Source organism: Capnocytophaga sp. oral taxon 380 str. F0488, assembly GCF_000318255.2.
Taxonomy (GTDB): Bacteria; Bacteroidota; Bacteroidia; order Flavobacteriales; family Flavobacteriaceae; genus Capnocytophaga; species Capnocytophaga ochracea.
The window spans coordinates 13,951-28,345 of the sequence record NZ_KB291171.1; the positions used below are offsets into that span (position 1 = coordinate 13,951).

At 39.5% G+C, this 14,395-nt stretch carries 12 protein-coding genes and 3 tRNA genes; 7 read left to right on the forward strand and 8 right to left on the reverse strand.

Annotated elements, in window-relative coordinates; translation table 11 throughout:
- Positions 1-455: 455 nt before the first annotated feature.
- Positions 456-1,943, forward strand: coding sequence for a GH3 auxin-responsive promoter family protein (locus tag HMPREF9078_RS00480; protein WP_009418753.1), 1,488 nt, complete (start codon positions 456-458; stop codon positions 1,941-1,943).
- Positions 1,944-2,342: 399 nt separating this feature from the next.
- On the opposite strand, the gene HMPREF9078_RS00485 is transcribed toward HMPREF9078_RS00480, so the two are convergent.
- The 3 genes from HMPREF9078_RS00485 to gcvH are packed head-to-tail and all read right to left on the reverse strand — an operon-like array spanning position 2,343 to position 3,837.
- Positions 2,343-3,080, reverse strand: a complete 738-nt coding sequence (locus HMPREF9078_RS00485; RefSeq protein ID WP_009418754.1) for an energy transducer TonB — start codon at positions 3,078-3,080, stop codon at positions 2,343-2,345.
- A gap of 36 nt (positions 3,081-3,116) precedes the next feature.
- Complete coding sequence (locus HMPREF9078_RS00490) at positions 3,117-3,464, reverse strand: VanZ family protein (protein WP_009418755.1); 348 nt, start codon at positions 3,462-3,464, stop codon at positions 3,117-3,119.
- Complete coding sequence (gene gcvH / locus HMPREF9078_RS00495; protein ID WP_009418756.1) at positions 3,457-3,837, reverse strand: glycine cleavage system protein GcvH; 381 nt, start codon at positions 3,835-3,837, stop codon at positions 3,457-3,459. Before gcvH ends, HMPREF9078_RS00490 begins: the two co-directional genes overlap by 8 nt.
- 660 nt (positions 3,838-4,497) lie before the next feature.
- Here gcvH and argS point away from each other — a divergent pair.
- The 6 genes from argS to queA all read left to right on the forward strand — a co-directional run bounded on the left by argS (position 4,498) and on the right by queA (position 9,889).
- Positions 4,498-6,291, forward strand: coding sequence for an arginine--tRNA ligase (gene argS / locus HMPREF9078_RS00505; RefSeq protein ID WP_034542397.1), 1,794 nt, complete (start codon positions 4,498-4,500; stop codon positions 6,289-6,291).
- A gap of 128 nt (positions 6,292-6,419) precedes the next feature.
- Positions 6,420-6,492, forward strand: a tRNA-Gly gene (locus HMPREF9078_RS00510).
- 24 nt (positions 6,493-6,516) lie between these two features.
- Positions 6,517-6,602, forward strand: a tRNA-Leu gene (locus HMPREF9078_RS00515).
- Between the two features lie 152 nt (positions 6,603-6,754).
- Positions 6,755-8,455 (forward strand): bifunctional alpha/beta hydrolase/class I SAM-dependent methyltransferase, encoded by a 1,701-nt coding sequence (locus HMPREF9078_RS00520; RefSeq protein ID WP_034542400.1) that lies wholly within the window; start codon positions 6,755-6,757, stop codon positions 8,453-8,455.
- A gap of 106 nt (positions 8,456-8,561) precedes the next feature.
- Positions 8,562-8,634: transfer RNA gene (locus tag HMPREF9078_RS00525), tRNA-Pro, on the forward strand.
- 205 nt (positions 8,635-8,839) lie between these two features.
- The gene (queA, locus tag HMPREF9078_RS00530; RefSeq protein ID WP_009418760.1) at positions 8,840-9,889 is read left to right on the forward strand and encodes a tRNA preQ1(34) S-adenosylmethionine ribosyltransferase-isomerase QueA; all 1,050 of its coding nucleotides are present in this window, start codon (positions 8,840-8,842) and stop codon (positions 9,887-9,889) included.
- Positions 9,890-10,050: 161 nt separating this feature from the next.
- Here queA and HMPREF9078_RS00535 read toward each other — a convergent pair whose 3' ends face one another.
- From HMPREF9078_RS00535 to HMPREF9078_RS00555, 5 genes are all read right to left on the reverse strand, one after another.
- Complete coding sequence (locus HMPREF9078_RS00535; protein ID WP_034542450.1) at positions 10,051-11,214, reverse strand: sigma-54 dependent transcriptional regulator; 1,164 nt, start codon at positions 11,212-11,214, stop codon at positions 10,051-10,053.
- A 127-nt stretch (positions 11,215-11,341) separates the two neighbouring features.
- Positions 11,342-11,893, reverse strand: a complete 552-nt coding sequence (locus HMPREF9078_RS00540) for a thioredoxin fold domain-containing protein (protein WP_002673044.1) — start codon at positions 11,891-11,893, stop codon at positions 11,342-11,344.
- 29 nt (positions 11,894-11,922) lie between these two features.
- The gene (gene lpxK / locus HMPREF9078_RS00545; RefSeq protein WP_009418762.1) at positions 11,923-12,936 is read right to left on the reverse strand and encodes a tetraacyldisaccharide 4'-kinase; all 1,014 of its coding nucleotides are present in this window, start codon (positions 12,934-12,936) and stop codon (positions 11,923-11,925) included.
- Entirely contained in the window at positions 12,933-13,934 is a 1,002-nt protein-coding gene (locus HMPREF9078_RS00550) for an NAD-dependent epimerase/dehydratase family protein (RefSeq protein WP_009418763.1), read from the reverse strand. Before HMPREF9078_RS00550 ends, lpxK begins: the two co-directional genes overlap by 4 nt.
- Positions 13,934-14,119, reverse strand: a complete 186-nt coding sequence (locus HMPREF9078_RS00555; protein ID WP_009417906.1) for a hypothetical protein — start codon at positions 14,117-14,119, stop codon at positions 13,934-13,936. Before HMPREF9078_RS00555 ends, HMPREF9078_RS00550 begins: the two co-directional genes overlap by 1 nt.
- Between the last annotated feature and the right edge of the window lie 276 nt (positions 14,120-14,395).

The following is a 14,395-nucleotide window of genomic DNA, read 5'->3' on the forward strand; positions in this document are numbered from 1 at the left end:
TTTAAATTAAGGATATAATGGAGGTAAGAAAGAGCCTATTGGGAGTTTTCAGCTTTGGGAAAGTCTGAAATTTTGGGAAAGTCCATACTGTGAAAAGGGAGTGTGGCGATGCAAAAACAAAGGTAAGACAGTATGAGCCACACAGGTAGGAGCGAGCCACACGGGCAGTCGTAGCACGACAGGCAATACGAATTGGCAAATAGGTAAATTAGTGAGGAGAAGTGGAGAAAAATGAAAGGGTTCTGGAAGGAGAGGTGCTTGTGTTTCAGACTTTAATAAAGGTCGTAGGACGACAGAAAGTATTAGACTTTGAAAAACCAAAAGATTTATTCTATCAGAAAGTAATCTGAAAAATTGCACTTGATGGTAGAATGGGCGCTTTGTTATAAAATTAATACTTATCGTATTGCAAATTAAAAAAAGTAGTATCTTTGCGGGGTCAAACAGACTTCATTATGATTAAATCATATATATCCAAAATATTTGCCTCTATCATTAAAAAAAAGATAGACCGCTGGGCTAAAGCTCCAATAGACACACAACAAAAAGTATTCCAGTCGCTTATAGAACAAGCCAAAAATACGGCTTTTGGGCGTGACCATCATTTTGAGGAAATCCAAACGTATGAAGATTTTGTGGCTCGCGTACCTATACGCGATTATGAAGTCTTGCGCCCTTATATCGATAGGGTAGTGGAAGGCGAAAAAGATGTGCTATGGAAAGGCAAACCGCTCTATTTTGCCAAGACTTCAGGAACTACCAGCGGGGCAAAGTATATCCCTATTACCAAAGACTCGATGCCCTTCCATATTCAGGCAGCACGTGATGCGATTTTATGTTATATACACGAGACTAAAAAAGCCGATTTTGTAGAAGGAAAGATGATTTTCTTGCAAGGAAGTCCTATTTTAGGTGAAAAACACGGCATTAAAACAGGGCGACTTTCGGGCATCGTGGCACACTATGTGCCTGCTTATTTGCAGCGCAATCGTATGCCGTCATACAAAACTAACTGTATAGAAGATTGGGAAACCAAAGTAGAAGCGATTGTTACCGAAACTTTTTCTGAAAATATGACTCTCATCAGCGGGATACCTTCGTGGGTGCTGATGTACTTCGAGCGGTTATACACGCGCTCAGGTATCAAGATAGGAAAACTGTTTCCTAACTTCAACTTGTTTATTTATGGAGGGGTGAACTACGAGCCTTATCGCCAACAATTTGAGCACCTCATCGGGCGCAAAGTGGATAGCATAGAACTCTATCCCGCCAGCGAGGGATTCTTTGCCTATCAAGATAGTCAAACAGAGAAAGGAATGCTCCTACTGCTCAATTCGGGGATTTTTTACGAGTTCGTAGAAGCTGATACTTTCTTCAGTGATGCTCCCAAACGAGTGGCTTTGCAGGACGTACAATTGGGGGTAAATTATGCGCTCATTATATCTACCAATGCCGGACTTTGGGGTTACAACATAGGCGACACGGTGCAATTTACTTCGCTTGCGCCTTACCGTATAGTAGTTACGGGGCGCATTAAGCATTTTATTTCGGCTTTTGGCGAACACGTGATTGGTAAAGAAGTGGAAGAGGCAATGCGCGAGGGGTTAGAGGCTACAGGAGCACGTATCACAGAGTTTACGGTTGCTCCTCAGGTAAATCCGGTAGGGGGTGAATTGCCTTATCACGAGTGGTTTGTAGAATTTGAGCAAAAACCTACTGATATGAAACGCTTTGCCCAAGTGATAGATGAGGCGTTACAAAAACAGAATATGTACTACTACGACCTCATACAAGGGAAAGTACTCCAACCGCTCAAAATTACCGAAGTCCCCGAAGGCGGTTTTGCCTCTTATATGAAGTCGCAAGGAAAGCTCGGCGGACAGAATAAAATACAACGATTGGCGAATGATAGAAGTGTTGTGGAGCGATTAGTTAAAAGTTAAGATTAAGACTGATTACTTAAGAAATGCGAATTACTTTGCATATTCAGTTCTTGAAGACTTTGACTCTACAAACATTTGCGAATCATTTTTGCTTAACTATAAATGTAGAATTATTTAATAACGTGAGTTTGACGTAAGAAAAGTGTAGCTTACGCTACAGAAATCTTACAAATCTATACAAATCAAACAAATAGGCGACAAGTAGCCTGAAAGTCTCGCACAGATTACACAGATTTAGACACAAATAGATTTTAATATTATGGAACAAAAATCCACAGATGACTATCTTCGTTATTAGATTTCACAGATTACATTGTAAAAGCTGTAAATCAGTATTGTATATATCCGACTGACGTTAAATAAAAAAGCCAATAGTAAAATGCTATTGGCTTTTGTTTTTTAGTTGTTTTGTAATTTGTAGTTGATAGGATAAGCAAAGGTAACTGGTGTAGGTTTACCACGTTGTTTACCAGGGATAAGTCTAGGAAGTTTCATAATGAGCTTCTTAGCATCATCTTCCAAAATTTTATCGGGACCACGCACTCCTAAAACGGTAATAGAACCATCGGTATTGATACGGAAGTTTACAAATACTTTTCCTTGAATACCCATTTCGGCAGCGGCTTGTGGATAGCTAAAGTTCTTTACTACGTGTTTGTTCAAGTTTTCTTGAAAACATTTCATTTGTTGATCTTTAGGAACGTTTTTACAAGCTTCGAACATAGGTTTATCTTCGATAATAGTAAAAGGCACATCTACATCAGGAGCTTCTTCTACTACAGTTTGTTTAATTTCTTCTACTTTAGCTATTTGCTCATTTTTAGTAGTTTCAGTAGTACCAATTACTTGTTCTTCGATTTTAGTATCGTTTTCCACTACTTTTACTTCCTCTACCGCTGTAGGGGCTGGAGGTGGTGGAGGTGGTGGAGTTTCAGGAGGGGTCTCCATTGTGTAGTTCTCTTGATTTTCGTCAAGAGCCTTATCCACATCTGACGTACGGTTGTCTTGAACGCTTTTGTCATACACTTTTGTTTCGAACCCCCATAAGGTAAGGGCTGATACAAGAGCGAATCCTATGGCAAAGAACAATCCGCTACTTTTTGCCAAATCGGCTTTCGGATTTTTTTTAGGTTGCATAATGATTTTCTTTTAAAAGGTTATTAAATATACTTTTTATCTGAAAAGCTTTTCATACTTTCTCATAAACAGTAGAGCAACAACTGTGCCAAATGTATTGAAGAGCATATCAATATAGTCGGCAGAGCGAGTAGTGGTGAGTAAGCCTTGTAATATTTCCATTGTTGCGCCTAAAAATAAGGCGGTGATTACTGCCCATAATTTACTTCTAAATGCTAATATAAACAGTACTGTGTAACCGAAATAGAAGCTGAAATGAGCAACTTTGTCTAAATAGGGAATGCGAGGTGCTTTGGGCATTTCGCTGGATGAGATAAGACTTAGAGTGATAATAGCTATCGTCCATATACCCCATAACAAAATGTATTTGTATTTTTTAAGCATTTATCAGGGTTTTATACGCTTCGGCTGAGAGTAGATTATCTAACTGGGTAATATCGCTTATTTTCAGTTGTATTATCCACCCTTTGCCATATGGGTCGGTATTTACTTTCTCAGGTTTTTGGTTTAGCGGTTCATTAAACGCGATTACTTCGCCCGTGAGGGGCATAAATAAATCGGATACTGTTTTTACGGCTTCGATACTGCCAAATATTTCATCTTCATTAAGGGTATTGCCTATGGTTTCTACTTCTACATACACAATGTCGCCTAATTGGTGTTGTGCAAAATCGGTAATACCTGCTGTGGCTATATCACCTTCGATGCGCACCCATATGTGTTCTTTAGTGTATTTTAAATCAGATGGAAAGTTCATTGCCCAATAAATGTCTTAAAAAGCGAGCCAAAGGTACTCTCTTTTTTTGTAACTACCAAATTTTTATTAGAAAAATTTTAACATTTTATTTGAGTTGTGGGATAATGGTCGGTAAATTAGTAGATTAGGTGCGAGCTAAACGAGTGGTTAATGGTTAATGATTAATGGTGGAATTGGAAGAGGATTATACAAAGCTTATAAGATAGTCGAACAATGAGTGGCTTTATAGTGGGTCTACAGTGGTTTTATAGTGGGTCTATAGTGGCTCTACAGTGGCTCTACAGTGGCTCTACAGTGGCTCTACAGTGGGTCTACAGTGGGTCTACAGTGGCTCTACAGTGGGTCTACAGGGGGTCTACAGTGGGTCTACAGTGGGTCTACAGTGGGGCTACAGTGGGTCTACAGTGGGTCTACAGTTGGTCTACAGTGGGTCTACAGTGGGTCTACAGTGGGTCTACAGGGGGTCTACAGTGGGTCTACAGTGGGTCTACAGTGGCTCAATAGTGGGTTAATAACGAAAGATAACTAAAAGGAGAAAGGGGATAAAGTGAGGAAAAGATGAGGATAAGAAGGTGGGCGCTGGGAATAAAACTGAAAGCAAAATGTTTTTATATATTAAATTATTTGTACCTTTGCCCTCTCAAAAGAAAGAATTTGCAAATGTTGAACTTAAACGATACCCTTAAACAACATATATTACAAGCTGTACAGGAACTGTATGGTGTGAGCTTAGAAAGCGTTGAATTGCAACAGACTAAAAAAGAGTTTGTGGGCGATATTACTCTTGTGGTGTTTCCGCTATTGCGTCATATCAAAGGTAATCCTGTGCAGATAGGAGAACAAATAGGAGGGTACTTAAAAGAGAAAGCAGGTGATTTGGTAACTGACTTCAATGTGATTAAAGGCTTTTTAAATCTTGTAATTGCTGATAGTTACTACATCGACTTTTTAAAAGAAGTGAAGAATAATCCTCAGTTTGGTTTGGCAACGCCTAATAGCAAAGAGGCTATTTTGGTGGAATACTCATCGCCTAATACTAATAAACCGTTGCACTTAGGGCATATCCGCAACAACCTCTTAGGGTATTCGGTAGCTGAAATCTTAAAAGCAGCTGGACATAAGGTGTATAAAACCCAAATCATCAACGATAGGGGGATACACATTTGCAAATCGATGGTGGCGTGGCAACGTTTTGGCAATGGTGAGACTCCTGAAAATACAGGGTTGAAGGGTGATAAATTAGTAGGGAATTACTATGTGGCGTTTGATAAGGCGTACAAAGCTGAAATACAGCAATTAGTAGAACAAGGGAAGACCAAAGAAGAAGCGGAAAAACAAGCTCCTATATTTGTAGCAGCCCAAGAGATGCTTCGCCAATGGGAAGCGGGCAACCCCGAAGTAATAAAACTTTGGAAACAGATGAATGGCTGGGTATACGATGGTTTTGCCGTTACTTATAAGAATTTAGGTGTTGATTTTGATTCGTATTACTACGAGAGCAATACCTATTTGTTAGGGAAAGACATTGTGGAACGCGGTTTGGAGCAAGGTGTGTTCTTCAAGAAAGAAGATGGTTCAGTTTGGTGTGACCTTACCGCCGATGGCTTAGATGAGAAGTTGGTGCTTCGTGCTGATGGGACGTCGGTTTATATGACGCAAGATATGGGGACTGCTACCCAGCGTGTGAAGGACTATCCTGATGTAAAAGGAATGGTGTACACGGTAGGTAACGAGCAAGATTATCACTTCAAAGTGCTTTTTCTTATCCTGAAAAAGTTGGGTTACGATTGGGCATCACACTTGTATCACCTGAGCTATGGTATGGTAGATTTGCCCAGTGGTAAGATGAAAAGTCGCGAGGGCACCGTAGTAGATGCCGATGATCTTATTGCTGAAATGGAGCAAACCGCCAAAGAGATTTCACAAGAACTCGGTAAACTCGACGGTTATACCGAAACGCAGAAAGAAGCCTTGTATCACACCATAGGTTTGGGAGCCTTAAAATACTATATATTAAAAGTAGACCCCAAGAAGCGCATTTTGTTTGACCCTAAAGAGTCTATCGATTTTCAAGGAAATACAGGTCCGTTTATACAATACACTTACGCTCGTATCCAGTCGATTATGCGCAAGTATACTGAAATGGGAGGTAGGAATGAGGTAGCGGTAGAAAAAGTTAATGGTTTACACGAGAAAGAGAAGGCTTTGCTAAAGAGCATCACCCTATTTCCATCGGTTGTACAAGATGCTGCTGATAGTTATAGTCCTGCTATTATTGCCAATTATGTGTATGATTTGGTAAAAGACTTTAATTCGTTTTACCAAAATGTATCGATTTTGGGAGAGGAAGAGGAGAGCAAGCGTGATTTTAGGGTAATGTTGAGCAAGAAAATAGGAGAAATTATAGCAGAGTCTTTTAAAATGCTAGGTATACAAGTTCCTGAAAGAATGTAGGTTATAATAGTAGTATAAAAAAGTTATAAAAAAAGTATTCAAAAAATTTGCAGGAATGAATAATTGTTGTACCTTTGCAACCGCAAATAAGGGAAAAGCCAGTTGCAAATTTATTGAAAAAGAAATAAGCGAAAATAGCTCAGTTGGTAGAGCGCAACCTTGCCAAGGTTGAGGTCGCGGGTTCGAACCCCGTTTTTCGCTCTTTTTTTATGTTTATCATAGAAGGCTCGGATGGTGGAATCGGTAGACACGCTGGACTTAAAATCCAGTGGGCAGTAATGCCTGTGCGGGTTCAAGTCCCGCTCCGAGTACAATCTTCAATCACTACTTACGAAGAGAGGTAGTGATTTTTTTGTTATTATATACTTCTTAAATATTAATTTAATGAAGTAATTATCCTTCACTTTTATTGTTTTTATCATTAAAAAGCGTACCTTTGCCTGCACAATAAAATAACAAGATGATGAATACAGGTTTTTTCAAGGGGTATCAAGAGGCAGAGTTATACTTCTACGAATGGAATTACAAGCCTCAACAAAAAACACTTATTGTAATACATCGCGGTCACGAGTACGGTGAGCGCTTACAGGAATTTGCTACGCACCCGCTGTTTGCGTCCTATAATATTTTTGCTTTTGATATGAGAGGACACGGGCATACTAAAGCTTCAGTATCGCCTGCTTTTATGGATTCAGTACGAGATTTAGATGCTTTTGCTAAGTTTTTGCAACAAGAATACGACGTGCAAGAAGAGGATATTTTTGTAGTAGCCAACAGCATAGGAGGGGTGATTGTATCGGCTTGGGTACACGATTTTGCTCCACGTATTGCTGGAATGGCACTTTTAGCACCTGCTTTTGAAATCAATTTAATAGTTCCCTTAGCCAAGCAAGCTATAGAATTAGCACTAAAAGTGAAACCTAATCTTGTTGTAAAGAGTTATGTTAAGTCTAAAATGCTCACTCGTGACCCTGAACAGCAACGCGCCTATGATACCGATAGGTTTATCACGCGGTCTATCAACGGGAAACTGCTTATAGATTTAGCTAATGCAGGTAAGCGATTGGTGGAAGATGCCGCTGCTATTACTATTCCCACACTACTGCTTTCAGCTGAAAAAGACTTTGTGGTGATTAACAAGCAGCAGAAACAATTCTATGTAAACTTATCTTCTGAAATAAAAGAATTTGTTACCTTAGACGGATTCCACCACGGCATTTTGTTTGAGCAAGGCAGAGAAGAGGTATATAAATTACTTGAACGGTTTATCAGTAGAGCTTTTGAAACACCTCTTGCATCACCTTCTTTGAAACCCGATACTTTTACTCAAAAAGAGTACGAAATAATGCAATACGAGCTCATTCCCAATAGAGAAAAGTACTATTACCGATTTCAGAAATGGGCACTGAGTAAGTTAGGACACCTCAGTGGCGGAATGGCGATAGGACTGGAATATGGATTTGATTCAGGAGCTTCAATGGATTACGTTTACAAGAATATTCCTCAGGGGAAATGGGGTATAGGTAAACTGATGGACAAAAGTTATCTCAATGCCATTGGGTGGCGAGGCGTACGTATACGCAAAGCACACTTATTGGAGCAAGTAGATAAAGCGATACAAGCTTTGCAAGCCGAAGGGAAGAAAGTAAAGATACTTGATATTGCTGGAGGAGTAGGTAATTATTTGTTTGACATCAAAGAAAAGTACCCAGAGGTAGAAATTGTCATCAATGAGTTTTTACCAGCTAATATAGAAAAAGGGGAGCAAACCGTCAGAGAAAGAGGCTTTCAAGATATACGATTCACTAACTACAATTGTTTTAAAGCCGATAACTACACAAGTTTGGACTATAATCCTAATATCACTATCATATCAGGTATTTTTGAACTTTTTGGTGATAATAAATTAGCTAATGAGGCGGTAAAGGGAGTTGTGTCGATTTCAGAAAACGGTTTTTTGATTTATACAGGACAGCCGTGGCACCCACAACTCAAAACGATAGCCTTTGTACTAAAAAGTCATCAAGAGAATGATTGGGTGATGCGTCGCCGTAGTCAGCGAGAGTTAGACGGGATATTTTCTCTTAATGGAGTGCAAAAGCAGGATATGCTGATAGATGATTTTGGAATCTTTACAGTTTCATTAGGGAAGATAGAAAAATAGGACTTTTCAGTATATCAAATAAATAGCCCTTGTTGTAAAATATTTTAATCTATTTATTTGGTAGTTTCTGTAAAAGGTAGTAGTTTTGCGCTCTGAAATTAAAAATCGGGATGTGGCGCAGTTGGTAGCGTACACGTATGGGGTGCGTGTGGTCGCTGGTTCGAGTCCAGTCATCCCGACTTTTTCTTTTTATACAATAGCTATTTGAAATGAATAAGGTATATCTTCCTTTGTTATTATATCTCTATTTTACCCTTCTTTAGCGTCTATTTCTTGAATGTATATCTACGGATATTTATGGTGGAGAACAATATTGATTGTTCTAAATTCAGCATAAAAGTTAGGATACCATTTATAAACTGATGATTATTATATAGAAAATATATGAAACTTTCAAACTTTAATTTTGAACTTCCTAAAGAGCTATTAGCTGAGTATCCCAGTGAGAACCGCGACGAAGCACGCTTAATGGTAATACATCGTAAAACAGGAGAAATCGAACACCGACTATTTAAAGATGTAATCGACTATTTTGATGATGGAGATGTGTTTGTACTGAATAATACTAAAGTATTTCCTGCTCGCTTGTATGGGAATAAAGAAAAAACAAAGGCAAAGATAGAAGTATTTTTGTTGCGTGAACTCAGTGCTGAACAACGTTTGTGGGACGTACTTGTAGACCCTGCTCGCAAGATACGCATAGGCAATAAACTCTATTTTGGCAAAAATGCCGAATTGGTAGCCGAGGTAATAGACAATACTACCTCTCGCGGTCGCACCCTTCGTTTTCTATACGATGGTACTTATGAAGAGTTTCGTCAACATCTTACAGAATTAGGACAAACACCTCTGCCTAAATACATCTCTCGTCCGGTAGAACCTGAAGATGAAGAACGCTACCAAACTATCTATGCTAAATACGAAGGCGCTGTTGCTGCACCTACTGCGGGTTTGCACTTTTCTAAGCACTTGATGAAGCGTTTGGAAATAAAAGGTATTACCTTCGCTGAGGTAACTTTACACGTGGGGTTAGGAACTTTCAATCCTGTAGAGGTAGAAGACCTTTCTAAGCACAAAATGGATAGTGAAGAAATACATATTCCTGAAAGTCAAACAAAAATCATTAATACAGCTAAGGTAAATAAGAAACGTGTATGTGCGGTAGGAACTACTGTAATGCGCGTGTTGGAAAGCTCAGTTTCATCTGATGGTTTTCTAAATCCATTTGACGGTTGGACAAATAAGTTTATTTTTCCTCCATATGATTTTAGTATAGCCAATGCAATGATTACCAACTTTCACACTCCTAAATCTACCTTGTTAATGATGGTCTCAGCTTTTGCGGGGCACGACCTCATTATGCGTGCTTATAAAGAAGCCGTAGAGCAGAAATATAAATTCTATTCTTACGGTGATGCGATGCTTATTCTATAAGAAGAGTTATATATAAAGAAAATGACGGTAGAGAGAACTCCTTGCCGTCATTTTTTATTTCTGAATAGTTATAGAGAGGATTTTTATTTTGTTCATAGTTAATCGGTAAGATTTTGTAACGCTTACTTATTTCCTAATTTAAAGTGCCAGTGCAGTTCGCACTATTTTCCCGCAAACGCTTTTACATCATCTTCTGAGATTTCTTTGCCTCCTAAGATAATGAGTCGTTCTACTACATTACGTAGCTCGCGAATATTACCCGTCCAATCTTGTTTTTGAAGAAGCTCTATTGCTTTTTTACTAAATTTCTTTGGACTAATACCCTGTTCCTCGGCTATTTTTGCTGAAAAATAATCAATAAGTAGTGGGATATCGTCTCTGCGTTCGTTAAGTGAAGGTACTCTGATGAGAATTACTGCTAAACGGTGGTACAAATCCTCACGGAAACGACCTTCGGCTATCTCTTTTTTTAAATCTTTATTGGTTGCCGCTATTACACGTACATCTACATTGATGTCCTTATCACTTCCCACGCGGGTAATCTTGTTCTCCTGCAACGCACGCAACACTTTGGCTTGGGCAGAAAGACTCATATCGCCTATCTCATCCAAGAAAATAGTACCATTGTTAGCAGCCTCAAACTTACCTGCACGGTCTTTTACCGCCGAAGTAAACGCCCCTTTGATATGCCCAAAGAGTTCACTTTCTATCAGTTCGGAAGGAATAGCGGCACAGTTCACCTCTACCATCGGAGCTTCACTGCGCTCGCTTTGGTAATGAATGGCGTGAGCTACCAACTCTTTACCTGTACCATTAGAGCCCGTGATGAGCACACGCGCTTCGGTAGGTGCTACTTTTTCTATCATCTGACGGATTTGTTGCAAAGGTGCACTTTCTCCTATCATCTGATAGCTCTTGCTCACCTTCTTTTTGAGGTGTTTATTTTCTACCACTAATTTCTTCTTGTCGAGAGCATTGCGCACAGTGTTGAGCAAGCGGTTTAAATCAGGTGGTTTTGAGATATAGTCGTAAGCCCCTAAGCGCATTGCGTTTACTGCTGTCTCGAGGTCGCCGTGACCTGATATCATCACAAAGGGGATTTCGGGTTTGAGTTTCTTGACCTCCGCGAGTACTTCCATACCGTCCATCTTAGGCATTTTGATGTCGCATAGCACTAAGTCGTAGTCCTCTTTTTTGAGTTTCTCAACGCCTTCTACACCATCAGCTGCTTCTTCTACTTCGTACTCTTTGCTTTCTTCTACCAATATTTTGGTAAGTACACGGCGAATTGCCGATTCGTCTTCTATGATGAGTATTTTTGCCATAAATTCAATCTTTCCATTTGCCAATTTCGATAATCTGCTAATTACTCCGCAAAGGTAGTAAAAAAATAAAAAACTCTTGACATTCTGCCAAGAGTTTTTGACGTGTGTTTATGAAAAAGTGTATTTATTAGTTTTTAAATGTAGGTTTGAACTTCGATTGATATACTTGAAACTCTTGTTGAGTAGTGATTTTTTTGTAATCATTGTTGTTAAACATTTTCAAGTAGAGTTCTAATTGAGTAGGCGACATATACCCGGTGATACCTGTTATCAAATCGTTATTTTCGTCTAAGAACACCATCGTTGGGTAAGCCTGTACTTGCATATAGCCGGTAAGTGGGTGTGTGGCGTTACGGCGTTCAGCCAATGCGGGGTCATAGCCTTTGTTCTCAAACTTTTGTCCTTTGTAGTTCGCTACTTCGTTACCTTCACCATTGAACTTTACAGCGTAGTAATTATCGTTCACATACTTTACTAAGTCTTTGTTCTTAAAAGTGTTGTTCGCTAACATTTTGCAAGGTCCACACCAATTAGTGTATACGTCAATAAATATTTTTTTAGGTTTTTTCTTCTGAGCAGCAATAGCTTGATCAAAAGTCATCCATTTAATTTCCTGAGCTTCAAGAGTAGCAGTAGCTACCAAAACAAAAGCTACAATAGCGATGAGTTTTCTTGTCATACTGATAAAAGTTTGTAATTTTTTCGTGTTTATAGATTTTCAAAAACCGTGCCAAATGTATGTTCATCAGTGGGGGTGAGGAATTGCATTGCGATAGGCAGGTAATACAAGTCTTGCAAATGAGGTTGCAGGCGCACGTAGTCTTTCTCAGTGGTGAGGATTCGCTTGCCTTGCAATTGCTGTATTTCTCTCTTGGTAAAATGATGATGGTCGGCAAAAGCTAAATGCTGAAAATCTGCCCCTTGTTCTTTCAAGAATGTAAGTAGCGGATTCGGATTGGCAATGCCTGTTACCAAAGTAAAAGGTTCTTGAATGAAAGTCGTCAAAGATATGTTTTCCCTCTCTGAAAATACTTGCTTATCGTAGGCAATGGTTGCAAAGACGATAGGACAAAGGCAATGCTTCTGTAAATGCGCTATGAGCTGAGTACGTTCTTTTTCTGACAATGAGGGGGGACATTTAGTTACAACCACTATATCGGCTTGTTGCACTCGGCTTACTACATCGCGGAGTCGCCCCATTGGAAGTAGCCAGTCGTCAGTAAACAGATGTCCGTAAGCGGTGAGCACTATGTTGATTTTTGCTTTTACGGGGCGATGTTGGAAAGCGTCGTCTAATATAATGAGTTCAGGAGGCATAGGCAAGGTGAGGATTCGTTCCACACCTTCTACTCGGTTGGCACAAACAGCTAAGATAATATCCTTAAATTTCCACCAAAATTGGAAAGGTTCATCACCTAAATCCAATACCGTAGAAGTCTCGGTAGCCAATATAAAGCCCCTTGTCTTGCGTTTATAGCCACGACTGAGTACGCCCACTCTACGCTGTTTATGCCATCGCCTAATGAGGTATTCCACCATTGGGCTCTTACCTGTCCCTCCTACTGCTACATTGCCCACGCAAATAGTAGGAGGTACTGCAAAAGTATATTCTTTAAAGATACCCACGTTGTAGCACCAATGGCGCAGACGAACTATTGCACCATACAAACACGCCAAAGGGAAAAGAAGTATTCTAAAAAGATATTTAAACCATTTTCTCATAGCGGATATTTTGCACAAATCTCTTGAATCACTTCATCGATATCACTGTACTGAAAATCGATAAACTCTTTTATTTTATCACCATTATAAGTGCTTATCAAGCCAAGAGCATTGGCAGTTTGGAGGGTAAGTGCTCGCTTTTTAATACCAAAGAAACTCAAAAAACCGTCTAAACGTGCCAAACGACGTAATGTTTTATGCGAAATCTTTTTGGTTGGAGCTTTTACTCCCAAACCTTTCGCAATTTTTTCAAAAACCAATTGATAACTAAGATTAGCAGTATTCAGTACAAAGCGCTCTCCCGTAACCTCAGAGAACTGTAGCTGTATCATTGCACGCACTACATCGTCTACCGCCACAAAGCCTGTGCCTCCTGTGGGGTAATATCTCAGTCCATCAGCTACTTTTTTAAACAATAAGCCTGAGCCCTGCTCATAGAAGTTAGCTCCCAGCACTACCGATGGATTCACTATCACCACCGGCAATCCTTCTTGTGAGCCACGCCATACCTCCATTTCGCCACCGTTTTTACTGATAGCGTAATCGGTGTTATAGTCCTCACTATTCCAGTCGTTTTCCTCATCAATAGGCGTATGAGGCAAAGCCGAAAGCGTAGCGATAGAACTTACATAGCAGAGCTTTTTTACCTTAAAGTCAATACACAAGTTTACGATATTAGCAGTTCCTTCCACATTCACTTTGATTAGCTGAGCAAAATCCTTAGGCTGAAAAGAGATGAAGCCCGCACAATGAAAAACAAAAGAAACATTCGCAAACGCTTGTTCGAGCGCAGGAATGTTACTTATATCGGCTTCTACCCATTCAATAGAGCGGAATTGTTCCGCTCCATTAGGAGATTCTTTTGTAAAAAGCTGTTCTATTTTTTCTAACGAATGGGTACTGCGATAGATAGCCCTTACTTTATGCGCCTTGTTTTGGGTAAGGTGAAAAAGTAAACGACTGCCAATCTGCCCTGTTCCGCCAGTTACTAAAATCATTATTTCTCGTCTAAAAGAATGTGTTCATCAATAAGTTTAAGAGCCATAGGCGAATCTTTTTCGTCGTAGAACTCGAAGGGGTCAAGAATAGAACATACCAATTCTTTACTCACTTGGTCGCTCAGTAGTTCAATAATTTCAGTGGGCAAACTGGTTTGTGTTCTGCCATACTTGTGTTTTATCATTCTTGAACCTTGTTTTTTAGTTTCTTAGTCGGGGCAAAGATAATAATTATTTGCCAAATATGCCATTTGATGCACAAAAATAACAGAAGAGCCTTTAATTAGGAGTGGGGTAGAGGTATCCTTTGTATGCTATTACTTTTGCGGTATGGGTTTTGCTAAAATTTCAAAACTTTGGCAATGTTGAAATCTATTAATAACTCTCTTTTTATGTCTATCTTAGCTTTAACTTACCTTCTACTTAGGTTCGTTCATTGTTCGTTCATTGTTCGTTCATTG

What these genes read in the sequence shown, in the direction of transcription:
- HMPREF9078_RS00480 (WP_009418753.1), top strand. Translation starts at nt 456, where the DNA reads ATGATTAAATCATATATATCCAAAATATTTGCCTCTATCATTAAAAAA.
- HMPREF9078_RS00485 (WP_009418754.1), bottom strand. Translation starts at nt 3,080, where the DNA reads ATGCAACCTAAAAAAAATCCGAAAGCCGATTTGGCAAAAAGTAGCGGA.
- HMPREF9078_RS00490 (WP_009418755.1), bottom strand. Translation starts at nt 3,464, where the DNA reads ATGCTTAAAAAATACAAATACATTTTGTTATGGGGTATATGGACGATA.
- gcvH (WP_009418756.1), bottom strand. Translation starts at nt 3,837, where the DNA reads ATGAACTTTCCATCTGATTTAAAATACACTAAAGAACACATATGGGTG.
- argS (WP_034542397.1), top strand. Translation starts at nt 4,498, where the DNA reads ATGTTGAACTTAAACGATACCCTTAAACAACATATATTACAAGCTGTA.
- HMPREF9078_RS00520 (WP_034542400.1), top strand. Translation starts at nt 6,755, where the DNA reads ATGAATACAGGTTTTTTCAAGGGGTATCAAGAGGCAGAGTTATACTTC.
- queA (WP_009418760.1), top strand. Translation starts at nt 8,840, where the DNA reads ATGAAACTTTCAAACTTTAATTTTGAACTTCCTAAAGAGCTATTAGCT.
- HMPREF9078_RS00535 (WP_034542450.1), bottom strand. Translation starts at nt 11,214, where the DNA reads ATGGCAAAAATACTCATCATAGAAGACGAATCGGCAATTCGCCGTGTA.
- HMPREF9078_RS00540 (WP_002673044.1), bottom strand. Translation starts at nt 11,893, where the DNA reads ATGACAAGAAAACTCATCGCTATTGTAGCTTTTGTTTTGGTAGCTACT.
- lpxK (WP_009418762.1), bottom strand. Translation starts at nt 12,936, where the DNA reads ATGAGAAAATGGTTTAAATATCTTTTTAGAATACTTCTTTTCCCTTTG.
- HMPREF9078_RS00550 (WP_009418763.1), bottom strand. Translation starts at nt 13,934, where the DNA reads ATGATTTTAGTAACTGGCGGAACAGGGCAGATTGGCAGTCGTTTACTT.
- HMPREF9078_RS00555 (WP_009417906.1), bottom strand. Translation starts at nt 14,119, where the DNA reads ATGATAAAACACAAGTATGGCAGAACACAAACCAGTTTGCCCACTGAA.